General features: G+C 60.1%; 22 protein-coding genes and 2 pseudogenes. 14 read left to right on the top strand and 10 right to left on the bottom strand.

Annotation, left to right across the window (positions count from 1 at the left end; translation table 11 throughout):
- Positions 1–291 precede the first annotated feature (291 nt).
- Genes ONB52_21520 through ONB52_21510 form a run of 3 tightly spaced genes read right to left on the bottom strand, consistent with a single transcriptional unit; the run spans position 292 to position 1,478 of the window.
- On the bottom strand, positions 292–702 hold the full coding sequence (locus tag ONB52_21520; GenBank protein MDZ7418712.1) for a hypothetical protein: 411 nt from the start codon (positions 700–702) through the stop codon (positions 292–294).
- Positions 699–1,013: a hypothetical protein gene (locus ONB52_21515; GenBank protein ID MDZ7418711.1), complete on the bottom strand. Its 315-nt coding sequence runs from the start codon at positions 1,011–1,013 to the stop codon at positions 699–701. The genes ONB52_21520 and ONB52_21515 overlap by 4 nt, the downstream gene beginning before the upstream one ends.
- A 51-nt stretch (positions 1,014–1,064) precedes the next feature.
- The gene (locus ONB52_21510; protein ID MDZ7418710.1) at positions 1,065–1,478 is read right to left on the bottom strand and encodes a hypothetical protein; all 414 of its coding nucleotides are present in this window, start codon (positions 1,476–1,478) and stop codon (positions 1,065–1,067) included.
- Here ONB52_21510 and ONB52_21505 point away from each other — a divergent pair, their 5' ends adjacent.
- From ONB52_21505 to ONB52_21445, 13 genes and pseudogenes are all read left to right on the top strand, one after another.
- The gene (locus tag ONB52_21505; protein ID MDZ7418709.1) at positions 1,479–2,900 is read left to right on the top strand and encodes a BamA/TamA family outer membrane protein; all 1,422 of its coding nucleotides are present in this window, start codon (positions 1,479–1,481) and stop codon (positions 2,898–2,900) included.
- 11 nt (positions 2,901–2,911) lie between these two features.
- Entirely contained in the window at positions 2,912–3,802 is an 891-nt protein-coding gene (locus ONB52_21500; GenBank protein ID MDZ7418708.1) for a geranylgeranylglycerol-phosphate geranylgeranyltransferase, read from the top strand.
- A gap of 500 nt (positions 3,803–4,302) precedes the next feature.
- Positions 4,303–4,770, top strand: coding sequence for a D-aminoacyl-tRNA deacylase (gene dtd, locus ONB52_21495; GenBank protein ID MDZ7418707.1), 468 nt, complete (start codon positions 4,303–4,305; stop codon positions 4,768–4,770).
- Positions 4,767–5,381 (top strand): Maf family protein, encoded by a 615-nt coding sequence (locus ONB52_21490; GenBank protein MDZ7418706.1) that lies wholly within the window; start codon positions 4,767–4,769, stop codon positions 5,379–5,381. The genes dtd and ONB52_21490 overlap by 4 nt, the downstream gene beginning before the upstream one ends.
- Complete coding sequence (locus ONB52_21485; protein MDZ7418705.1) at positions 5,378–6,259, top strand: DUF4115 domain-containing protein; 882 nt, start codon at positions 5,378–5,380, stop codon at positions 6,257–6,259. The genes ONB52_21490 and ONB52_21485 overlap by 4 nt, the downstream gene beginning before the upstream one ends.
- Before the next feature lie 109 nt (positions 6,260–6,368).
- Positions 6,369–7,802: a UDP-N-acetylmuramate:L-alanyl-gamma-D-glutamyl-meso-diaminopimelate ligase gene (gene mpl / locus ONB52_21480; GenBank protein ID MDZ7418704.1), complete on the top strand. Its 1,434-nt coding sequence runs from the start codon at positions 6,369–6,371 to the stop codon at positions 7,800–7,802.
- Between the two features lie 22 nt (positions 7,803–7,824).
- On the top strand, positions 7,825–8,457 hold the full coding sequence (locus ONB52_21475; protein ID MDZ7418703.1) for a hypothetical protein: 633 nt from the start codon (positions 7,825–7,827) through the stop codon (positions 8,455–8,457).
- Positions 8,458–8,885: 428 nt separating this feature from the next.
- Positions 8,886–9,476: a hypothetical protein gene (locus ONB52_21470; protein MDZ7418702.1), complete on the top strand. Its 591-nt coding sequence runs from the start codon at positions 8,886–8,888 to the stop codon at positions 9,474–9,476.
- Positions 9,413–9,757: a hypothetical protein gene (locus ONB52_21465; GenBank protein MDZ7418701.1), complete on the top strand. Its 345-nt coding sequence runs from the start codon at positions 9,413–9,415 to the stop codon at positions 9,755–9,757. Before ONB52_21470 ends, ONB52_21465 begins: the two co-directional genes overlap by 64 nt.
- A pseudogene (locus tag ONB52_21460) lies at positions 9,664–10,983 on the top strand (glycoside hydrolase family 3 C-terminal domain-containing protein). The gene ONB52_21465 and the pseudogene ONB52_21460 overlap by 94 nt, the downstream one beginning before the upstream one ends.
- Before the next feature lie 238 nt (positions 10,984–11,221).
- Positions 11,222–11,305 (top strand): annotated as a pseudogene (locus tag ONB52_21455) (hypothetical protein).
- 410 nt (positions 11,306–11,715) lie between these two features.
- Positions 11,716–12,411, top strand: a complete 696-nt coding sequence (locus ONB52_21450) for an isoprenylcysteine carboxylmethyltransferase family protein (GenBank protein MDZ7418700.1) — start codon at positions 11,716–11,718, stop codon at positions 12,409–12,411.
- A gap of 63 nt (positions 12,412–12,474) precedes the next feature.
- Positions 12,475–12,984: a hypothetical protein gene (locus ONB52_21445; protein ID MDZ7418699.1), complete on the top strand. Its 510-nt coding sequence runs from the start codon at positions 12,475–12,477 to the stop codon at positions 12,982–12,984.
- A 155-nt stretch (positions 12,985–13,139) separates the two neighbouring features.
- On the opposite strand, the gene katG is transcribed toward ONB52_21445, so the two are convergent.
- The gene (gene katG / locus ONB52_21440; protein MDZ7418698.1) at positions 13,140–15,326 is read right to left on the bottom strand and encodes a catalase/peroxidase HPI; all 2,187 of its coding nucleotides are present in this window, start codon (positions 15,324–15,326) and stop codon (positions 13,140–13,142) included.
- A 140-nt stretch (positions 15,327–15,466) separates the two neighbouring features.
- Between katG and ONB52_21435 the strand changes: the two genes are divergently transcribed.
- Entirely contained in the window at positions 15,467–16,459 is a 993-nt protein-coding gene (locus ONB52_21435) for a LysR substrate-binding domain-containing protein (protein ID MDZ7418697.1), read from the top strand.
- Positions 16,460–16,676: 217 nt separating this feature from the next.
- Here ONB52_21435 and ONB52_21430 read toward each other — a convergent pair whose 3' ends face one another.
- From ONB52_21430 to ONB52_21405, 6 genes are all read right to left on the bottom strand, one after another.
- Positions 16,677–17,924 carry a PAS domain-containing sensor histidine kinase gene (locus ONB52_21430; GenBank protein MDZ7418696.1) on the bottom strand — a complete coding sequence of 416 codons (1,248 nt, stop codon included), beginning with the start codon at positions 17,922–17,924 and terminating at the stop codon, positions 16,677–16,679.
- A 135-nt stretch (positions 17,925–18,059) separates the two neighbouring features.
- On the bottom strand, positions 18,060–18,347 hold the full coding sequence (locus ONB52_21425) for a T9SS type A sorting domain-containing protein (protein ID MDZ7418695.1): 288 nt from the start codon (positions 18,345–18,347) through the stop codon (positions 18,060–18,062).
- Positions 18,325–19,017, bottom strand: a complete 693-nt coding sequence (locus tag ONB52_21420; protein MDZ7418694.1) for a hypothetical protein — start codon at positions 19,015–19,017, stop codon at positions 18,325–18,327. Before ONB52_21420 ends, ONB52_21425 begins: the two co-directional genes overlap by 23 nt.
- A 3-nt stretch (positions 19,018–19,020) precedes the next feature.
- Entirely contained in the window at positions 19,021–19,350 is a 330-nt protein-coding gene (locus ONB52_21415; GenBank protein MDZ7418693.1) for a hypothetical protein, read from the bottom strand.
- 335 nt (positions 19,351–19,685) lie between these two features.
- Entirely contained in the window at positions 19,686–20,672 is a 987-nt protein-coding gene (locus ONB52_21410; GenBank protein MDZ7418692.1) for a bifunctional oligoribonuclease/PAP phosphatase NrnA, read from the bottom strand.
- A gap of 47 nt (positions 20,673–20,719) precedes the next feature.
- Positions 20,720–22,918, bottom strand: coding sequence for a hypothetical protein (locus tag ONB52_21405; GenBank protein MDZ7418691.1), 2,199 nt, complete (start codon positions 22,916–22,918; stop codon positions 20,720–20,722).
- Positions 22,919–22,945 lie beyond the last annotated feature (27 nt).

The raw sequence follows: 22,945 nt of genomic DNA, 5'->3' as shown, positions 1-22,945 counted from the left end.
CACTCCTGGCGGAATTCATCAGAGGCAAAGAACAGTCATGTGGCCATGTACGCTTGAGTCGGATGATCTGAAAAAAGTTCGAAAATACCTCTTGCTGCGGCAAGCTTCAAGATGGGTTCACCGGGTGGATACGTTGCTCCTTCAGGGACCACAGTCGTGATCTGCTGAGGGCGCCTGAAGGCGCGATTACAAACCTCGCGCCGGTGCGGGCTCGAAGCAGCGGATGTTGCGAGCCGTGGAAAACCGGTGATCGGTCGCCGCATGCGACAGCCGAACTTGGGCAAGATTATTTCAGAATGCCAATGAGGTGCAGAAACTCTTCCGGTGTAACGACGGAAATTGCCTGTTGGGCGAAGTGTTTTTTGTTGCGGGTGATGAGGTAGTCAACCTGCATTGCTTTGGCAGAATAGAATTGAGTGTTGTCTTCAAAATCCGGTAATGAGGAATCAAGCGCCTCAAATTATTTGGCGCGTCAAAAGGGACAATTTCAAAGTCTTTCGTGACAAACTTCGCATCGGCTCGCGCCTGCGTTTCCCCCAATTTGCGAAGTCTTTGAAAATGGATAATGGCCATCGTCAAGGCCGAAATGAACCCGCTGACACCCCGAGGTTTCAAGCTTTTGAGGGCAGCGACACTTTCCATCCAGCCGGCACGTTGCGTTGAAACATCCTTGACCACGTTGATATCGACATGGACTTTCATTTGCCGTATTTCGCCTCAAGCGCATCGATGAGCAAGTCTTTGTCAGAAACACCTTCCGGCACGGTCATACTGCCCACCAGGCTAAAAAATTCAGCTTCAACATTGACATCAGGATACTTCTGCCGAAACTCTTCTTCCGGCGTCAACGTGCCTTGCGGTTGCGGCGATTCGAGATGATCGGCATTGTCGGGCGCAGGCATCTTCAGATCGATCTCCATGATCGCGCGATTGCCGCGTGCCTGATAATGAACCAGATCATCGAGAGCAACGCCCAATTTTTCGGCCGCTTCTTTGAGGGTGGCGGTTGTCATGATCAATCTCCTTGATTGGCGCGAAAAAGATAGTGACTTCTCGACGTTGGGTCAATTGCGTCTTTGACGACGTGACGCACCGATTTGAATTTTAGTGTATCGAGGCCGATTTTGCGCCATTTCCTCACCCAAAACAAGTTGCCCGCCTTTCTCATTTTGTTTTCTTCCTTTTGCACTGCCGGCTTTCCCCAAACCCACCCTGACAGCGCCGGCAGCACGTTGGTCTTCGTGTGCGACGGCAAACCGATCAACGCCGCGGCAGCCGGCGTGCACATGAAAACCGCAAAAAACCGCGCCGAACTGGAAGCCGCAGCCCGGCAGGCCCTGGAAAGTCTCCGACAAAATCGTTTCTATTTCGCCCGGGTCGATAGCGTCGTTCGCACCCCAGCGCGCAAAAGCAAAACCGCTGAGATTCGCTTGTATCTGAATGCCGGTCCACGCTTCGAGCTTGCCGCGCAAATCCATTTGCGTGACAGCAGTACTTCAATCGAATCCTGGCAGCGCGAGCTGCACGGCGTACATGATGAAACCGCCTGGCTGGCGCGCCTCAACAATGTTCTCACCGGCCTGGCGCGCGAGGGCCATCCGCTGGCTTCATTCACATTGGATTCGGTGACGGTGCCGGGCGAAGCTACGAAGAGGGATTCCCGCCTGGCGTTGTTGCATCTCCAACTCGATCCCGGTCCGGTGGTGCGGCTCGATTCGATTTTGATTCGCGGCAACAACATCACCAAAACCAATGTGCTGCTGCGCGAGCTGCCAATCAGGCCGGGAGATAAATTCAATCTCGCTGAGGTCGCAAGCATTCCCGAGCGGCTCATGCGGCTGGGTTTTCTGCAGGCGGTGGCGCCGCCGCAATTGCGCCGCACCAGTGCCGGCCGCTATCTGCTCGATCTCACCGTCACCGAGGGCAACAGCAATTTCCTGAATGGCGTGGCGGGCTACACTCCCGGGAGCGGCGGGGAAAGGGGCTTCCTCACCGGTTTGATCGATCTGAAATTCGGCAACCTGCTGGGCACCGGCCGGCTGGTCAACGCGCGCTGGGAGAAACGCAGCCGCGCGACGCAGGAACTCGCACTGCGTTATCGCGAGCCGTGGGTGGCGGGCTGGCCGCTGCATCTCACCGGCGGCTTCCAGCAGTTGATTCAGGACACGCTCTACGTCGAGCGGCGCTGGGAAGTGACCGCAGAAATTCCCGCCGGTCAAAAGGTGACGCTCATCGGCCAGCTCGTGCGCGCGACGGTCTCGCCGGATTCGCTGGCGGCGGTGCAGTTCGGCCTGCCGGAGAGCCGCGTGACCGGCGCGGCCGTTGGCCTGCGCTATGATTCGCGCGATGACCTGCGCAATCCCCGCAGCGGAGTTTACTACGCCACTTCCCTCGAAACCGGCCGCAAGCGGGTGGCCCGCAACGCCGATCGTCAAACCTTTTCCCGCAAGAAACTCTTCATCGACTTCGAGTGGCTGCTGCCGGTGCGCGGGCCGCAGGTGCTGAGCCTGTCCCTGCGCGGCCGCGACGTCACCTCCGGCGAGCCCTTCCTGGCAATCACTGATCAGGTGCGTTTTGGCGGCGCCACCAGTCTGCGCGGTTACCGTGAAGAGCAGTTTCGCGGCAGCCGGGTGGCGTGGAGCAATCTGGAATACCGCTACCTGCTCTCGCGCCAGTCGCGCGCTTTTGTCTTTTTGGATTTGGGCTATTACTTCCGCGAGGAACCGCAGGCGGGCACGGTGCCGCAGGCGCGGGCCAAAGTGGAGGCGGTCAAACGTGCGTGGGGGCTCGGCGCACGGGTGGACACGCCGCTCGGCATCGTGGGGCTCGACTACGGTCTGGGCGAGGGGGATGCTTTGCTCAACGGCAAGGTGCATGTGAGCCTGGTCAACAGTTTTTGAAAGGAAGCCGGATGACAGATCCCGCTGCCGCGATTTTGATAACCCGCCCGGTCAATGTGGCAATCGCCGGACTTTCGATTTTGCTGGCCGCCGGGCTGGTGCGGCCCTTTGTTTTCAGCGGCCCTGTCGTGTGTGCCATGCTTGCCGGCATGCTGATCACCGCCGGCGCCAATGTCATCAACGATTACTATGATCTTGCCATCGATCGCATCAACAAACCCGGCCGCATGCTGCCGGCCGGCCGCATGTCGCCCGCCGGCGCCCGGCGCTACGCGATATTTCTGTTTGCTTGCGGCGTAATTTTTAGTATATTTGCCAGCCTTTTTGGCGCGGTGATTGCGTTGATCACCAGCCTGCTGCTCGTCGCGTACAGCCGCTGGTTCAAACGTCAGCCCGTGATCGGCAATCTGACGGTTAGTTTGGCTACGGCGTTGTCATTCATCTTCGGCGCGCTTGCCGCCGGGGAGGGGGCCATGGCGTTGCAGCACACGCACCTCCCGCTCGGCAGTTGGCGGCCAGGAATTTTTCCTGCCGTGTTTTCCTTCCTCTTCCACTTCGGCCGGGAAGTCATCAAGGACATCGAAGACCAGGCGGGAGATCACGCGGCCGGTGCCCGAACCCTGCCCCTGGCCTTTGGCCTGCGGCCGGCGCAACTCATCGCTTCATCTGCGTTCATCATCCTGGCTGGCGTCGTCTGGCTCCCGCACTTGACCGGCATGTATCGTCCGCCGTATTTGTGGATCATTCTGGCCGGCGTCTATCCGGCCATCGCTTTCGCCCTCTGGCAGCTCTGGCAAAATCCCGACGTCAGACGCATGCGCCTGACCAGCCGTGTGCTCAAGGCCGACATGCTGGTCGGCTTGCTGGCGATTTATGCGGGGACAGACGGTCTGTTACCCTAATGCTGCAACGTTAAGTTCTAAAATCCGCTCCGCAACCCAAAACTGTCATTCCGAAGGAATCTTCCCGAGTACCGGGATTGATGCTTATTCTGACATTATCCCAAGCACTCAGGAAGATTCTTGCAGAATGACTGTCGAGGGTGGAGGTGCCAACTTAACGTTGTACCACCAACAGGGATTTTTTCCGGCACGCCTCCCGCTGCTGTGTGCCCAAAATTCCTGCGGTTGCTCTCGTTTGCAAGGGACAAGACGCATCACGGCGACAAGGCAGCAGGCGCAGCCGGGTTCCTTACCGGACAGCGGCCGGGCGCGCCGCGGAGGCCGCGATACGACAATCAGCCGGACGCTTCCCGGCAGTTGGAAACCGTCATCTTGTAAGGCCTCAGCTATGTGCGGGGAGGCGGCACAGACACCTTATCTTTCTTGTCTGCAGGGATGCCTGCGCTACTCCCCATGTTACCGGGGGGGATTACGGCATCTTGTATTGATGATCCGACGCCATGCGGGCACTTCTCCAACGTGTAAAAAAAGGCTCGGTCAAAGTCAACGGCCGGGTTGTTGGCGCGATTGAGCAGGGTCTGGTGATTCTCCTGGGCGTTGCCCGGAATGACACCATTGCGGATGCGGTTTATCTCGCCGACAAATGCGTGAACCTGCGCATTTTCGAGGACGAGAACAGCCATTTCAATCACTCCCTGCTGGAGACGGGCGGCGGCGTGCTGGTGGTGTCGCAGTTCACACTTTATGGCGATACCCGCAAAGGGCGGCGGCCGGGCTTCGAAGAAGCGGCTCGCCCGGAGCAGGCGGAGCCGCTCTACCGTGCTTTCATCCAAGAGTTGCAGCGTCACGGTCTGACCGTGGCGGAGGGCGTGTTTGGCGCCATGATGCTGGTTGAGATTCACAATGACGGCCCGGTGACGTTCCTGGTCGAATCCAAACCCAAAAACGACAAAAGTTCCGCGGCATGAATTTCCCGCTGGCCATGCCCAACAAGCCCGTCATTCTCGCCTCCGCCTCCCCGCGCCGCGCCGAGCTGCTGCGCAAGATTGGATTGGACTTTGAAGTTCATCCCAGTCACATCGACGAGGAGGATGGCGTCTATCATTTGCATCCGGCGGAAATGGTAGTGGAGCTGGCGCGGCGCAAGGCGCTGGCCGTGGCCGACCGGTATGATTCCGCACTGGTGATCGGCGCAGATACCACGGTGGTGCTCGAGGGTGTTGTGCTGGGCAAGCCCGCGACACCGGAGGAGGCGGCAGCGATGCTGGCCCGCCTCGCCGGCCGCACCCACGAGGTCTACACCGGCTTCGCCATTGTGGACCGACCCACCGGCCGGCTGGCCCGGGGCGTCGAAAAAACCGAGGTCACTTTTCGGCCTTTGCGGCCGGAGGAGATCGCAGCTTACGTGGCCAGCGGCGCACCCATGGACAAGGCCGGGGCGTATGGCATTCAGGATTTCAGCGCGGTCTTCGTCGAGCGCATCGCCGGCTGCTTCTACAACGTCGTGGGCTTTCCGCTGACGCGCTTCTACCGAACCCTGCAGGAATTTTGTGAGAGCTTGGCACAGGTGACGGCATGACGGAAATCGGTGAAAAACTCAAAGCCGCGCGCACCAGCAAGGGTTTACAACTCGCAGAGATCGCCAACCGCACGCGCATCAATCCGGCTTACTTGAAAAGCATGGAAGAAGGCCGTTTCGATTTTCTGCCCAAACCCATTGTGATTGGTTTCTTGAAGACGTTTGCCCGGGAAGTGGGACTCGATGGCAATGCCCTGGCGCTGGAACTGCAACAGCCGCCGCCGGCGGCACCGGTCATGGAAATGCCGGCGCGACAGGCTGCGACCACCCAGGTTTCCACGCCCGCCAAATCCGCCGAGCCCGCTCTGGTCATGCCGCGGCCGGGTTTCCCATTTCTCAAGGAAGTGGTGATCGGTCTTGGGGTGCTGGCGCTGATGGCCCTGCTGCTTTATGTGGTGGCGCAGCGGCCGCAGGAACCGGAAGTGCGGGATCTGCCGGCGACAGAACAAACCCAGCCGCCGGCGCGCGACAAGACTGTGCAGGAAATCTCGCTTGCACAGATGGCGGCTGAGGCGGCACAGCAGACGCAGCCGGATTCCACCGTGGCGCCCAAACCGGTGCAGGTCACCTTGCAGGCAAAGATCAAAGAGCGGGTTTGGCTGCAGGTGACAGTCGATGATTCTTTGACAACGGACTCCATCTATCCGCCCGGCATGCCGCAAAGCTGGACGGCCAGGCGCAGCTTCCGCATTCGCATGGGCAATGCCGGCGCCGCCACCTTTGTACTCGAGGGCAAGGATTTGGGCGTAATCGGGCCGGCGGGGCAGGTGGCGGATCTCGTGATCACACCGGCCGGCATCATCGAGAAACGACTGCGCCGGCCGCAGCGCAGCCGCAACGAGCGCCAGATTCCCGAAGTGCGCATTCACCCGAACTGAGCACGGTTTTGCTTGCGCCAGGCGCTTCCGGCGCGCGGCAGGGTGCCATGTAATTTTTCAGAGCTGTTTTGCCACTTCAATACGCATTTCAATACGCAAAAGGAAGAAGATGTCGCAAAGGATTCATTTGATTGCGATCTGCGGCACAGGAATGGCCGCTTTGGCGGGTATGCTGAAGGAACGCGGCTGTGAGGTCACCGGCTCGGATGAGAACATTTATCCGCCGATGAGCACCTTTTTGCAGGAGAAGGGCATTCCGGTAATGTCGCCGTTTGCCGCAAAGAATCTTCAGCCCGCGCCGGATCTCGTGGTGGTGGGCAATGCCATGTCGCGCGGCAATCCCGAAGTCGAACACGTGCTCAATGAGCAGCTTCGCTATGTTTCGCTGCCGGAAATGCTGCGCGAGTATTTCATCCGGGGCAAATATTCCTGCGTGGTGGCCGGCACCCACGGCAAAACCACCACCACCAGCCTGCTGGCGTGGAGTCTGTATCATGCCGGCCAGGATCCCGGTTTTTTCATCGGCGGCATCCCGGAAAATTTCGGCCAGGGTTATCGCCTCGGCCGCGGCCGCCATTTCGTGCTGGAAGGTGATGAGTATGACACCGCCTTCTTCGACAAGCGCCCGAAATTTCTGCACTATCTGCCCAATCTCGTCATTCTCAACAATGTCGAATTCGATCATGCCGACATCTACCGCAACCTCGACGAGGTGCAGCTCGCCTTTCAACGCCTCCTCAATCTCATCCCCGGCAACGGCTTTTTGATTGCCAACCAGGATGATGCGATCGTGCGCACGCTGGCCGGACGTGCTTTCTGCAAAGTCATCACCTTCGGCCTCAGCGAGCCAGCCGACTGGCGGGCCGGCGATATTCGCACGCGCACTCAGGGCGTCGAGTTTACCGTGCTGCACGCCGGCAGCGCACGCGCGCGCGCCTGGCTGCCGCTGGCCGGCGAGCACAATGTCAGGAATGCGCTCGCCGTGCTGGCCGCAGGTGAGGTGCTGGGCCTGCCGCTGGAGCAACGGCTGGCCGCGCTGGCCTCCTTCCGCGGCGTCCAACGGCGGCTGCAGTTGCGGCTGGATGACGGCAAGCATCTCATCTATGATGATTTCGCACATCACCCCACCGCGGTGAAAGCGACCATCGCCGGCTTGCGGCAGCGCCATCCCGGGCGCCGGCTGTGGGCGGTGTTCGAGCCGCGCACCGCCAGCACCAAGCGCAAGGTTTTCGAACAGGACTATATCGCGGCGTTTGCCGCAGCCGATCATGTCGTGTTCGCCCCGCTGCACCGCGCCGACAAGGTGCCGGAGGCGGAACGACTCTCCCTGCCGGCCGTCATCGCAGGCCTCCGCGCCCAGGGCAAACCGGTTGACCTGGTGCCGGCGGGGAGTGAAATGGCCAATTTCATCGCACGCCAACTGCAAGCCGGTGACGTCGTGCTCTTCATGAGCAACGGCGACTTCGGTGGAACACCGGCGCTGCTGGCGAGCCGTCTGCAGTCTGCCGCGGCAGCCAACCATGCGGCCGGGCAGGACGGTTAACCCCATCGGTACGAGGAGAACTATGACCGAACAACATGATCACCAGGCACCGGCTGTCAACACCGAGGGCTGTTCGACCGCAGCCGGTCATTCCGAATCAAACGAACGCCGCAAGCCTGCCGGTGGCCGGCGGGAAGGCAGGGAGGGACGGCCGCGCGGCGGCCCGCGGCGCGGCAGCAAGGGATTCGGCGGCGGTCGACCTCACCACCGCAGCGAAGAGCCGCCCGATCCCAAAATCATTCAACTGATTCGTGAAGTCGAGGAGAAACTCAGCTCCTCCCATGCGCCGGTGCAAATCCCCAAGCTCAGCCCTTTTGAACGCAAGCAAATGCACCGCCATTTCGAGCGCAAAAAAACGCTCTACGAAACCAAGACCTACCGTGACGGTGACGATCATGTGCTGTGGATTTTTCCGGTGGCAAACCTCAAAAAATTTGTGGAGAGCAAGGCGCAGGAGGCCCTCGACAGCGGAGAGGACGTGGCCCTGCCGCCGATGAGCAGTTACGAACGCTTCATCGTGCACAACGTGTTGAAGGAATTCGGCAGCATCGAAACCACTTCCGTGGGAGAGGGCGCCGAACGCCACATCGAAATCCATCCCAAAAGATTCGGCCGCGGCCTCAAACGCATCGCGAAGAAGATCAAACTGTTCTAACACTGCCGGTGGAGCGGACACAGCCGCCGGGCAACGGGCCATGTCCCGCGGCACGGCGCCGGACACCCGGTGCCGCCAGCACATTGGAAGCTGGTCCGCTCGCGCGCCGCCCCTGCTCTCCTGGCACATACCAACAAGAACTTCCTCCGCGGCGGCGTGTCCGCGGCTGTGCCGGCGATTCGGCCAACGCAAGCGGACGCCTCCCGGTGTTGACACCCGGTCACACCCGGGAAGGTGCCATTCATCCTGCGGCAGCATTCCTCCCCACACTCATCCCAGGTCAACGTCATTTTTTGAGCTGGCGCGCAAGGTTGAAGCGTTGCGCGCCGGGATTCAAATTGCAACCTGCAACGGGTAATCTCTCAGTAAACGTGTGGAGCCGCGCGGGTATCCCTGCACACCGGCAAACTGCTCCACCGGGGCATCATTTGAACGAGAAGGGCAATGCCCTGCAAGCCGATCTGCCGGCCGGCAAACAGAACGCACGACTCATGGTTGTTCATCTCCGCGGCTGGCTGCGCAGGAGAGGAAGCCGGCCGGTTGACGGCTTGCTGGGGCAGCACGAGTTCTCAAAGCTTCTCATCAACAAAACCGCCGGGCGCGGCACTTCGAGAAAGGGAGTTCACGTTCGCATCTTCGGATTCACACACGCTTGTCTTGTCATCCCCGGCATTTTATTTGCCGGAGAGGAAAAACCCCGGTACAAAAATCCTGCTCTGCCGGTTGAAGAACGCGTCGCAGATCTTCTCGGGCGCATGACACTGGAGGAAAAAGTCGGGCAGCTCGTTTTTTCTACTGCCAGGACACCAGCGCTTTTGACGACAACGGGAATTTTATCGGAACCCCGGATACCTCCTTTCTCAAGCACGGGGCCGGTGCTTTTGGCGCACACAGCTTTGATCACGGCAAATCCGCCCGTCACCGCGCGCAATGCCGCAACGGCATACAAAAATACATGCTCACGCAGACGCGTCTGGGTATTCCGGTTCTCATGCTCGACGAGGCCCTGCACGGTCTGATGCTGCCGGGCGCAACCAGCTTTCCGCAGGCCATTGCCCTGGGCAGCACGTGGGACATCACACTGGTCGAACAAATTTTTGCCGTGGCTGCCCGCGAAGGCCGCGCTCGCGGCATACGTCAGGTCTTGTTCTGGATTTGGCGCGCGACCCGCGCTGGGGAAGAACCGAAGCATGCTACAGCGAAGACCCCTATCTGGTCTCCCGTCTCGGCATGGCGGCGGTTTTCGGTTTTCAGGGCCGGGGCAAAATCCCGGGCAGGAACAATCTCGTCGCGACCTTGAAACATTTTGCCGGGCATGGTCAACCCGAGGGTGGCAGGAACATCGCGCCGGTCAATTATTCGGAACGGGTTTTTCGCGAAACCCATCTTTATCCATTCGAGATGGCGGTCAAACGCGCCCATGCCCTCTCCGTAATGGCCTCGTACAACGAATGGGATGGTGTTCCCAATCACGTCAATCGCCGGCTGTTGAGCGATCTTCTGCGCAAAGAATGGGGCTTCAATGGCTATGTCCTGAGCGATGGCGGCGGCATGCAGGTTACCTGGCGCGACCATCGGGCCGCGGCTGATATGGCGGAATCCGGCGTGCTCTCCGTGATGGCCGGCATCGATTTCGAGCTGGGCAGTGGCGCCTGTTTCAAACCGTTGGTTGAGCAGGTCAAAAAGGGCCTGGTCGCCGAGGCGCACATCACGCGCGCCGCACAAAATGTCCTGCGGGTGAAATGCACTGCCGGGCTGTTCGACGACCCTTATATCGATCTCGACAACATGGACAAAGTTTACAACACTCCAGAGCACAAAGCCCTGGCCTTGCAAGCGGCGCACGAGGCCATGGTGCTGCTGAAAAATGAAAACCACACACTGCCCTTTGATGCGGCAAAAATCAAAACGCTGGCGGTGATTGGCCCCAATGCGCCGGATATTCATCTCGGCGGCTATTCGGCCTGGCCCATGCAGGGGGTGAGCGTGTTGCAGGGGATGCGGGAATTTGCTGCTGGCGAATTCAACGTCGTTTATGCCGAAGGTTGCAAATTGACGCTCAACAAAGAGTGCCACTGGCAGGTAAATGAGAATCCGATTTTGGGTGATCCGGAAACCGGTCGGAAATTAATTGCCGAGGCCGTGAAAGTCGCCAGGCAAAGTGATGCCGTGGTTTTGGTGCTGGGCGAAAATGAATTGCTCTGCCGTGAGGCCTGGAGTGAATCGCATTTGGGTGATCGCGATGATCTGGATTTGGTCGGCAGGCAAAACGAGCTGGCCAAAGCCATCTGCAAAACCGGCAAGCCGGTGGTCGTGCTGTTGATCAACGGGCGCCCCCTCACCATCAACTATTTGCAGGAAAACGCTCCGGCCCTCATCGAATGCTGGTATTTGGGCCAGGAAACCGGTCATGCCGTGGCCGAGGTGATTTTCGGCAAAGTGAATCCCGGCGGCAAATTGCCGGTGACCTTCCCGCGCACGGTGGGACAGTTGCCCTGCTATTACAACACAAAGCCCAGTCTGTTTCGCGATTACGTTTTGGCGGAATCCACACCCCTGTATCCTTTCGGCTTCGGGTTGAGCTACACCACCTTCGAGTACAAAAATTTGAAAATCACCCCTGCAGCAATACCGGTGGGCGGCACGGCGGAGGTCACGGTGGAAGTGACCAACACCGGCAAAATGAAAGGCGATGAAATCGTGCAGCTTTATATTCACGATGTCATCAGTCTGCCCACCCGGCCGGTGAAGGAATTGAAGGACTTTGCCAGGATTACACTTCCTACCCGGAGAAACGAAGACGGTAAGATTTGCGCTCACTCCGGAAAAACTCGAGGCCTACGATTTGGACATGAAGCGAGTGGTGCAGCCGGGTAAATTCGAAATCATGGTGGGAAAGAGTTCGGTGGAGGGGTTGGTGGATACGCTGACGGTGAAATAATCCCAACCGGCACCAGCGGCTGGGGCGGTCCGCCCGGGGAAATGCCGGTGCTGTGATAGCATTTTCCGCTTTTGGGTTTGTGGCCCGAAGCATCTGGAAAAACGGTTTCATGCTGATCGGTGCGGAAAAGCCATATGGCGAAGACAGAGGCCGTTCGAGGAGAAAGCTCCGGTGCCTGTGCCCCGCGCTCCTGGCCAGGAGCCGGCATCATTGGGGGATGGTTTGCAGTGCCGCAGGCACTGGCAATGTTGCCCGGCAGGGATCATACCAGCCAAAAACAAAACCACCGGAATCTTGTTTGTCAATGAGGTGATCACATGAATGCTTCATCCTTCACGTCGAAGATCATAACATACCTGGGCTGGCTGGCAATTGTCTTTTTTGTGGCGATTTACGGTATCGAGCTCATCCCGCATCATGGACCGCCCGTCACGGTTCGATGGCTGCGGGAAACATTCGGACAGGCGGGCCTCATCGTTCTGAACATTCTCATTGTGCTGGCCTTTCTGGCTTTGCTTCCTTATCGCCGTCCCACGAAACACTTCTGGAAATCACAGGGTGCTTTCATTGCCTTTGTCATCGCGCTCATGACCGAAATGTTCGGTTGGCCGCTTGTTCTTTTCCTCGTCTCACCCTTTTTCGACATTCCCATCATTGCCCCAAAATATTTTGGGAGCCTCGGACATTCGCCGGCAACAGTGGGCACTGCCATCAGTATTGCCGGCGTGGTTTTAATTGCCGCCGGTTGGCGGCAAATACACCGGTCGGAGGGATTGATCACTTCGGGATTGTATCGTTACATCAGACACCCGCAGTACACGGGCATTCTGCTCTTCACGTTTGGATGGCTTTTACACTGGCCCTCTGCCGTAACGCTGATCCTCTGGCCTGTTTTGGTGATGGCCTATACCTGGCTGGCAAAACAGGAAGAGAAGCAGGCTCTTGAAGAGTTTGGAGCGCGCTACACGGAGTACGCCCGGCAGACAAAGCGCTTCATTCCGTTTTTGATTTAGGCGGTGTGGTAAACTAGCGGATCGTCCTGGGCTTGCCGGGATGTTGCAGATGGAGACAAATTTATGCCATCGCTGCTGACGTCAATCGTTATCGTGTCTTTGGCCCTGGCCGCCTTCGCAATCGGCGGGAAGGCCATTCTGCGTCGTAAAATTGTCCTGGGCAGCCGGCTGCGGGGGACACAGCAAACATGGATCGGGCCGGCGGCGATTCTGCAAGGCCTGCTGTTCATCCTGTTCGGAATTTTCCTCCTTGGTGCAACTGCTTTGGTCCATTTGAACAAGGGCGGTGAACTCGTGCGCTACTTTGCACGCCGCCCGGGGCTGCTGTTGATTCTGATCGGAACGTTTTGCCTGATACAAGCCGCGGTTTCGTTTCTGGGTGCGCTGGAGGACCGGGAAGGGCCGCGTTGGATGGTGCTTTTGCATTTTCAGATTTCCCGCCGCTTGCCGGCGCTGGTTCTGGCAACGATGGGAATGGCGGCTGCAGCCCTGGGCGTCTTCGAGCTTATGGCTCCGGACATGTTCGACCAGATGGGCGGCAGGGTTTTGGAGATGATGTACGGGATAAGATGATTGTGTGGACAAACGCCCGCGTGACGGCAAATGTCGCCCGGACATGGCCGGCGATGGCAGGAGGGCGGGGGTGTGGCACGATGTCACGAAAAACATGCCGCCCCGCTCCAACCAGCAAGCATGCCGGCCGGAGCAGGGCGAGACAGCGCGGAATTTTACAACATCAAATCGAAGCGGTCGAGGTTCATCACCTTGTGCCACGCCGCCACAAAATCGTTGACGAATTTTTCCTGCGCGTCGGCACAGGCATAGACTTCGGCCAAAGCGCGCAATTCAGAGTTGAACCCGAAGATGAGGTCAACGCGCGTGGCGGTCCATTTGAGCTTGCCCGTCCTGCGGTCGCGGCCTTCGAAAAGCTCCTGCCGGCCGTTGGTGCGTGACGGTCGCCACTCCGTTCCCATGTCGAGCAGGTTGACGAAAAAATCATTGGTGAGTGCGCCGGGACGCTGCGTGAACACGCCGTGGGGGCTGCCACCACAATTGGCGCCGAGCATGCGCATGCCGCCGACCAGCACCGTCATCTCCGGCGCGGTCAGGGTCAACAATTGCGCCTTGTCCACCAGCAGCGCCTCCACCGGCACGCTGGTTTTTGCCTTGAGATAGTTGCGGAAGCCATCGGCCAGGGGTTCGAGCACGGCAAACGATTCGACATCTGTCTGCTCCTGCGCCGCATCCATGCGGCCGGGCGAGAACGGCACGGTGACATTGCAGCCCGCTTTTTTCGCTGCCTGCTCGACTGCCGCGCAGCCACCCAGGACGATCAAATCCGCCAGCGAAATCTTCTTGCCGTTCTTTTGACTGCGGTTGAATTCGCTTTGCATGCCCTCGAGCGTGCCCAACACCTTCGCCAATTGCTCGGGCTGATTGACTTCCCAGTCCCTCTGGGGCAGCAGACGGATGCGGCCGCCGTTGGCCCCGCCACGCTTGTCCGAGCCGCGGAAGGTGGAGGCTGCCGACCAGGCGGTGTAGACCAGTTCTGCTATCGACAACCCGGAGGCCAGCACCCTGGCCTTGAGCGCGGCAATGTCGTGGTTGTCGACCAGTTTGTGATCGACCGCCGGAATCGGGTCCTGCCAGATCAGCTCTTCCTTGGGCACTTCCGGGCCGAGATAACGAACGCGCGGACCCATGTCGCGGTGGGTGAGCTTGAACCAGGCGCGCGCGAAGGCGTCGGCGAATTCGTCGGGATGCTCGTAAAAGCGCCGCGAAATCTTTTCGTAGATTGGATCGAAGCGCAACGACAAGTCAGTGGTGAGCATCGTGGGCGGATGTTTCTTGTTGGGATCATAGGCGTCGGGAATCACAGCGGGCGCGCCTTTGGCCACCCACTGCCACGCCCCCGCCGGACTTTTGGTCAGCTCCCACTCGTAGGAGAACAGGTTCTCAAAAAAGTTGTTGCTCCATTTTGTCGGCGTTTTGGTCCAGGTGACTTCCGGGCCGCCGGTGATGGTGTCGGGGCCTTTGCCACTGCCGTGGCTGCTCAGCCAACCCAGGCCCTGTGCCTCGATGGGCGCAGCTTCCGGCGCGGGACCGACACGGCTGGCCGGGCCGGCGCCGTGCGCCTTGCCGAAGGTGTGGCCGCCGGCGATCAGCGCCACCGTCTCTTCATCGTTCATGGCCATGCGCCGAAAGGTCTCGCGAATGTCGCGGGCCGCAGCGAGAGGATCAGGATTGCCATTCGGGCCTTCGGGATTCACGTAGATCAAACCCATCTGCACGGCCGCCAGCGGGTTTTGCAGTTCACGATCGCTGGAATAACGCTTGTCCTCGAGCCATTTGCCTTCCGGGCCCCAATAGACGGACTCATCCGGCTCCCATGCGTCCACACGCCCGCCGGCAAAACCAAAGGTCTTGAAGCCCATCGATTCGAGCGCGACATTGCCGGCGAGGATCATGAGATCCGCCCAGGAAATTTTGCGGCCATACTTTTGTTTGATCGGCCAGAGCAAGCGGCGCGCCTTGTCAAGATTGGCATTGTCGGGCCAACTGTTGAGCGGGGCGAAGCGCTGTTGCCCCGAGCCGGCGCCGCCGCGACCGTCGGCTATGCGATACGTGCCGGCACTGTGCCAGGCCATGCGGATGAAAAGCCCGCCATAATGGCCAAAGTCGGCCGGCCACCAGTCCTGGGAGTCGGTCATCAACGCCAGCAAATCTTGCTTCACCGCTGCCAGGTCGAGGCTGTTGAACTCTTTCGCATAGTCGAAGTCTTTGCCCATGGGATCGGAAAGCGGCGAATGCTGCCGCAGGATTCTGAGATTGAGCTGGTTGGGCCACCAGTCGCGGTTGGTTTTCACCTCACCGGCAGCGGCGGTGGGGAAGGGGCATTTTACTTCTGTGGACATGGATGCTCCTCACATGGTTGGTCGTTGGTCGGCATTTACCTGCTTGTCGCGATGACTGTTCGCATGAAACAAAGTCCAATTTAGGAGCGCCAGCTTGCGATGCCAAGACTCTGTTTGGATAAAAGTGATAGGCTATGGCTATGAGCTACCCACCCCCTCCCTTCACTTTGCGCCAACTGCAATACGCGGTTGCCGTCGCCGAGTCGCTCAGCTTTTGCAAGGCGGCGGAGAACTGCCACGTCTCCCAGCCCTCCCTGAGTGCACAACTCGCGCAGTTGGAGGAGGTGCTCGGCGTGCGGCTCTTCGAGCGTAACCGGCGCCGCGTAATCGTCACTGCCGCCGGCCGGGAGATCATCGCGCGGGCCCGCATGATTCTGGGTGAAACCGGCGACTTGCTGGAGTTCGCGCACCGCTCCGTCGATCCGCTCGCCGGCGTGCTGCGCATCGGGGTGATTTCGACCCTGTCGCCCTACTTTTTGCCACGCTTGACCGCCGCGCTGCGCAAGACTTACCCGCAACTGACCGTTCTCTGGACGGAAGACAAAACCGGAGCCCTCATGCGAAGCCTGAACGATGGCACGCTCGACGCCGTTCTGCTTGCGCTCGAGGCGGAAATCGGAATTGTCGAACATGAAATCATCGGAACAGACCCGTTTGTGCTCGCCACGCCGGTGGGGCATCCGCTGGGGGCCAAAGCTTCTCCCGCACGGGCTGCCGAGCTGAAAAACGCCAGCGTGCTGCTGCTCGACGAGGGACATTGCTTCCGCGAGCAGGCACTGGCTTTCTGTGCGAACGCCAGAGCCCGCGAGCTCGAGTTCCGGGCCACCAGTCTTTCCACGCTCGCGCAGATGGTTGCCGGCGGCGCGGGGGTCACGCTGCTGCCTGCCATTGCAGTGGCAACCGAGACGAAGCGCGCCGAGCTGAAGATCCGGCCCTTTGCACAACCTGCACCCAGTCGCACCGTCGCACTGGCATGGCGATACCGCTCACCTCTTGGTCCGGCGCTGCGGCAGCTTGCCGGCACCGCCCGGACCGCTTTCAACAGTGCGCCGCCGGTGAGCGTTCGACACCATGCAGCGGAAAAGCGGCGGCAGGCAGGTAAAACCAAAGGCAAACAATCGCCCGCAAAATAGTTCGCAGGTTTTCTTGTTCGGAATAATTTGCCATGCCGCGCGCGGTACCGACCCTGAAGGGTCTACTACAAAAGTCTTTTCGTGGTAATTACAGGCAGGAAAATATTCCCGGCAGCCTGTGCAGAAACGGCTGCTCGCGGTTATTGCTGGTGGGTGGAGAATTAGCGTGTACTTTTCCAGCGGCCGGCCCTGTTCCTTTCCCCCCGCCAATCTCTTCTCACCCCGTTTGCAAGTCCGGTTTCGGGATGGTGAAATAAACCGTTGCGCCTTCGCCCGGCGAGGACTCCAGGCGCACCGAGCCCTGATGATTTTCAATCAGGCGCCGCACGATGGCCAGACCGGCGCCGGTGCCGGCAATGTGATGTGACTGCGGGCCGCGTTGAAACAGTTCGAACGCCTTTGGAATGAACTCTGCGGGCATGCCCATGCCGTTGTCGCGCACCCAGAACTCATGGCCGGCCGGCCGCTCCCGCCAGCCAATCTCCAGCCGCAACGCCACCTCCGGCCGGCGATACTTCATGGCATTGCTCAACAGGTTTTCGAGCACGGTGCGCAGGGCCTGGCGGTCGGCGAAAAGTCGCGGCCAGCGTGAGGGCAACAACAACGTGGTATTTCGATCACAGGAATGTGGCGGGCCGTTTGTGCCTGCCATCACACCGAGCTCTTCGAGCACGCCAGCAATAACCTCGCCGGGATCAAACCACTCACGCCGCACCGGCTCGCTGCCGATGCGGAAAAATTCGAACAAATCGAGGATGCGGCGCTCCATGATCGCGGCGTTGTGTTGAATGCGATCGAGAAAATGCGCATGCTCTTTGTCGAGCCGGGCGCCCAGTTCCTCGCGCAGCAACGACACGAAACCCTGCACGGCAAGCAGCGGCCCTTTTAGGCTGTGGGCAATCAGATGCACATAGCTCTCCAGTTCCCGGCAGTGCTGGTGCAGCCGGGCTTGGGCAGCCCGCTGTGCGGCAAGATCATGGAGAAACACCAGATACGCCACCGGCCAGCCGCCGGGATTGAAGCCGCAGGAAATCGACACCCGGACCGGAAGGCGCGTGCCGTCGCGGTGCAACACACTGGTCTCGAAATGCTGCAGGCTGCCGTGTTCGCGGCGCAGGCGGGAGAGCAAACGGCGCCGCTCGCGGCTGCGTGGCTGCCAGAGCTGCCACACCGTCCGTCCGAACAAATCCGCGGCGCGATAGCCCAGCAGCTCTTCTGCTCCCCGGCTGACGAGCGAAATGCGGGCGTGGCTGTCCGCGCTGAGAATCGCTTCGCGGCTCTCTGCGAGCAACACCGCAAGCTGTTCCGAACCGTCCAGACGCCAATAATGGCGGGCGGAAGCCGAAGACAAGGGCGGTGCTTTTTGCGGTCCAAACCGCGAGGGTGGGGAGTGATGCCGGGCCGCGGGCGTGGCAGCGGTGGCGGGAGGGGTGACTTTGCGGGAATGGGCCGGACTTGCGCTCATGATGCAACCTCTGGATTCCGGCTTGCCCATGGCCTAGGCCATGATTGATTTTTACCGGAGCAAACCACGACGCAAAATACGGCTTTGACGTTGATTTGCAAGCAGGAAGATCGATGTTACGAACATTTAACCGCGTCAGTACACGATCATCTTGCGGGTCATCTGCCCGCGGTCGGTGGTCAGGCGATAAAAATAGATTCCGCACGGCAGCAATATGCCCTGCTCATCGCGGCCGTTCCACATCGCTTCATGTTCCCCCGCCGCTCTTTTTCCCGCCAACAGCAGGCGAAGGCGCCGGCCGGTGAGATCGAGCAGCTCCAGCCGCACATTTTCCGGCTGCCGCAGGCGAAAGCGGAAGCGCGTGAACCGTGCAAAGGGATTGGGGTTATTCTGCCGCAGCTCAAAAGCGCCGGGCAGATTCATTGCCGGCGCCGCGGCCACCGAAGAGGCGGCCGTCTCCTCCAGCAAAAACGGTTCGTAACCCAAAGCCAGCACCGCGCGCCGGAAGCGGGCCGCCAGGTCGTGCAAATTTGTAAACCCGCGTGCGTGAATCGGCACTTGCGGCGAGGCGGGTCACCGCCGTGAAGCCGCGCAACTTCTCCACCAGCAGTTTGTATGTGTGAAATTGCGGCTTCTCACGGTAGCCTTCCTGCCGCGTGCCCAACAGATTGATCCAGCCGATTTCCTGGAAGGGCGGGTTGCGTAACTGCGCCACCTCATTGCTGCCGGACACCGAAACCCGTTCGGCGCCTTCGTCGAGCGCGGTCACCACTGCTTTCAGCAACTGCCGGGCGCCATGGGCTTCGTACCAGCGCAACGCGGCGGCATCGCCGTTTTGCAATTCCTGCCGCAGATCATCATGCGGATTGCGGGTGGCAAACAGCGGGTTCGGAAAATCACCATACAGACACTGCACCCAGTCAAACGGCGCGGGTGGATTTGCCGGCGCTGCGTTGAATTGCGCCTCCCCGGGAATGGCGGGAAACACGCCGGCGGTGTAACCCTGGGCAACGATGTTGCCCCACATGTCATCGACATGGACGGGCTTGCTGCCGGCGAATGCGCGCAACAGGCGGAATTCCTGATCGATCACGCGTCAACTGAAATGGGGATGCCAGCCGAGATAATCGCAGGCGGTGCCGTTGCGGTCATCCCCCAGGCCGGCCAGCAGCTTTTTCAAATCACTCCAGCCGCGGGCATAACTGACGCCGTGGAAATTCTGACCATTCAACCGCCGCCAGATCAGGCCGTCGGTGGAGTCAAATGCCGGATAGTCGGGAAAATCAGCGTAGAGATCCCTCAACACCGCGCTGCTGGAAACCAGTTTGGTTCTGCCGCCGGGCATGAGGTAAAAACAGATGGGAATGGTGAGACCCGGCATGTCGCCGCTGCCGTCGCCATCATAGCGCTCCACCACGGCGCGCACACAGGCCTGCCAGTCACGAAAATGCCGTAGCGCAGGCTTCCAGCCTGCTGCAGAGAAGATGTCTGCGCTACATTTTCACTCCGATGGGTGGCCATAGGGCATGGCAAATTCTTACAGAATGACGTTGGGGGGTGAGGTGCCAACTTAACGTTGTACTATTAAGCCTCGTTGCAAACCTGAAGCGTCGCACGCCGAGACTCCAATTCCCCCCAAACCAGCAACGAAGAAACAGAGGGGCAACGGCTCTTCTTTGCAACGAAAAGTACGGCACTTCGAAGCCGGTGGCCGTTGAGCGGGTTTCGCTGCCAGCCGCGCGCATGGCTGCACAGCGGGATTCAGAACAACGCCTTGGCTTCTTCGATCACCTGCGGGATCACGTCCTTCAGCGGGCCGTCCACCAGCGCGCCGGCGGCAAAGGGGTGGCCGCCGCCGCCGAACTGATTGGCCAGGCCGTTGATGACGATGCGGCCCTTCGAGCGAAAACTGATCTTGGCCCTGCCGTCCTTCGTTTCCAGAAACATGATGCAGATTTCCACGCCGCGGATGGTGCGCGGGAAATCGGCGAAGCCTTCGGTGTCGAGCGGCGTGGTGTTGGTGGCTTTCATGGTCTCCTGGCTGACCACGAACCACACCAGCCGGCCGTCCTTTTCATACTCGAGATTGTTGAGAATGTAGGCGAGCAGCCGCATCTTGTGCGGTGGCTGATTCTCATAAACATTTTGATAGATTTGATGCGGATTGACACCGGCCAGCAGCAACTCCGCCGCCACCCGGTGTGCCTCCGGCGAGGTGTTGGAATAGCGGAAGGACCCGGTGTCGGTCATCACCGCCGTGTAGAGCGCCTCGGCAATGCGGCCGCGCAGGTTGGCCCCGAGATGCGTCAGCAGCCGGTAAACCAACTCACCGGTGGAGGAGGCCAGCGGGTAGATGACATCGAGATCGGCAAAAGGCTGGCTGACCGGATGGTGATCGATGCACACTTTCGGCAGCGTGAGCGTGCGCAGCAGCTCACCCAGATCGCGCAGGCGCTTCCAGTCGCTGATGTCGAGAATGAAAGCCACGTCACATTCCCGCACGCTTTGCTCGTGCAGCTCGCGCCGGTAGAGTTGAATGTCGCCCAGCGGATCGAGAAATTCGCAATTGTCAGGCGTCTCGCTGTGGTTGAGAATCAACACCTGCTTGCCGAGATGGCGCAGATGAGTGGCCAGCGCAATTTCCGAACCGATGCCGTCACCATCGGGATTGACGTGGGTGGTGAGCAGGAAGCGGTGGTTCGAATCAATGAGAGATTTGATTTGCTGCAATTCGTTGGTCGCAATCATCAGGGTCCTTTGCTGCTTGAATCATGGGCGTGTTGACGCAAAGATTATCACTGTGGCACAACCGCCTTGCTGAAGCCGGCGTTGCCGTTAGCATCCGTGACTTTGACCGCCAGCATCTTGCCGCGCGCCTCTGCCGCCAGGGGAATTTGAAAACGCTCGTGCAATTGATCGGCCACCTGATCAACGGGATAAAGGAGTTGCCACTCGCCGGCATCGAGACTGTACCACGCCTCACTCAGGCGCGACAGGCGATCGCCGGCCTCGAACACGGCCAGACGGCCGCCGGCAGTGTTGTTGAACGTGATCGCACTCACGACCGGCGGCGTGTTGTCTATGAGAAACAGCTCGCTGGTTTTCTGCACGCTGAGCGCCAGTGCCGGAGGATTGCTCGGGCGATCGCTGGCGGTTAGGCGCACCTGATATTCACCGTCAGGCAGCGACTGGCTGTCGAGGGTGTAGACCTGGCCGCGATACTTTTTCACCAGCTCGCGCCATGCCTTTTCCCCGCTGCCGCGAATTTCCAGTTGAAACTCGAGCTGATCCTTGTTTTCGTCGCGCGCCTTCCAGCCGAAAGATTGCGCCCCTTTTTGGTTGACTTTGCGGCCGGCCGGCGGCGTGCCGGCACCAGACTCGCCGCTGCTGCTTTCGGCGGCATGATCGCTGGCATTTTGCGCCGCTTCGGGAAAAGCCTCGCCGGGCGGATAGATTTTGATTTGTGTGATCTCCGGGGCCAGGTTCGCCGGCAAATATGAAATCTGCATCTCCCGCACATGGGCTGCCGGCTCACCGCCGCCGGCGAGCACAACTTTCCATTGCAGAAAACGGCCGGCCGGACTGGCGATGGCGCCGCTGCTGCCGGCGGCCGGCACCATTGCCCATTCGCTCCACGTCCGGTCCGGCTTGCCGGTGTTGCCGCTGCGCGTGAACACCTTCACCGAGGCGGCGGCATTGGTTTGCCACGTCGCGGCGCCCCACTGCGCCGGCGCGCCGGCATCGATCACCTCCGCCAGGTATTCCCCCTGGTCACGGCGGGTTTGCCCGAGCAATTGCACCACACCGGGGTTGGCCGTCGTCAAAACGATCCGGCCATTCGATTCCGGACCGAGGGAGGTGATCTGGCTGGCCTCGGACTCCAGCAGCAACGTACGGCTGCCCTCGGCGTTCAGCAGAATAACTTTGCCCTTGTCGCCGGTGCCAACCAGCAGGTGAAAATTCTCCTCTTTGGTGGCATAAGCGGTGGTCAGGTGCATGGCGTGCACGCGCTCGCTGCGCGAGGTCCACAGGATGCGTGCGATGCCGTTGGGCGAGACACGATAAACCGCACCCATACCCGCCTCTGCAGAGGCGGCACCGGATGGAGTCCCCTCGGAGGCCGTTCCGCTGCCCTCCCCACTCGCGGTTATCACGATCACGTTCTCATCTTCGTGTTCGCCGGTTTCTGCGCCGCCCCCGGTCGTGGCAGCCGGCGCCGTGGTCGGAGGCAAAAACGGCAGGACACCCGCCGCGGCGCCGGCGAGATAGAGATCGCCATTCTCGTGCAGGGCAATGGCGACAATCTCGGCGGAGGGCGCATCATAGAGCACCGCGACCTTCCGGTCTGCGGTAAGGCGATAGAGATAACCATTGCCGCTCGAGCCGGCATACAACACCTGCGCGCGATGGTCCCAGCGCAGACAGCGCAAATGTGTTTCTTCGGATTCAAAAAAGGTTTCGACTGCGCCGGCAGCCGGAATCTGCAAAATGGTGCCCGGCTCGCCCGTGGCTGCGAAGAGACGGCCGCCCGCACCCGGCTCCAGCGCCCACACGTATTTGGCCCCGGGTTTGTAAACCGGCTCCGCCTTGCCGTCGGGCGAATAGCGATAAATCTGGCCATCCGGTGAGGTGGCAAAATAAAGCCGGTCGGTGGCAAAGGTCATGGCCATCACCGCCACTTCCTTGCTGGCAAATATGGTGTCCGCCTTTTGCCGTGCGTCGAGGCGCAACACCACCGCGGGGTTGCCGCCGCCAAAATAGACGTTGCCCTGCGGGTCTGTGGCCGCGCACCAAATCGCGGGAAGGCTGGGTCGGTGGAGCTCCTGCACGGCGGGTGCGAGCAGGAGCTGGCCCAGAGAATTGATCGCAACGCCCCGGGCTTTGCCTCTCTCCAATTGTTCCTGCGTCGAAAAAGTTTTGAAGGTGGCAGAAGTGGCGAAAAGGCTGGTGGTGAAAATGCCGGTCAGCAGTATACCAAATGAGCGCGTGTGCATTGTAATCCTGTCAGTCATCATGGGACG

It is taken from the genome of candidate division KSB1 bacterium (assembly GCA_034506255.1).
Taxonomy (GTDB): domain Bacteria; phylum Zhuqueibacterota; class Zhuqueibacteria; order Zhuqueibacterales; family Zhuqueibacteraceae; genus Coneutiohabitans; species Coneutiohabitans thermophilus.
Note: the sequence above shows the minus strand (reverse complement) of the source record. Positions and strands in the feature narration are given on the sequence as shown.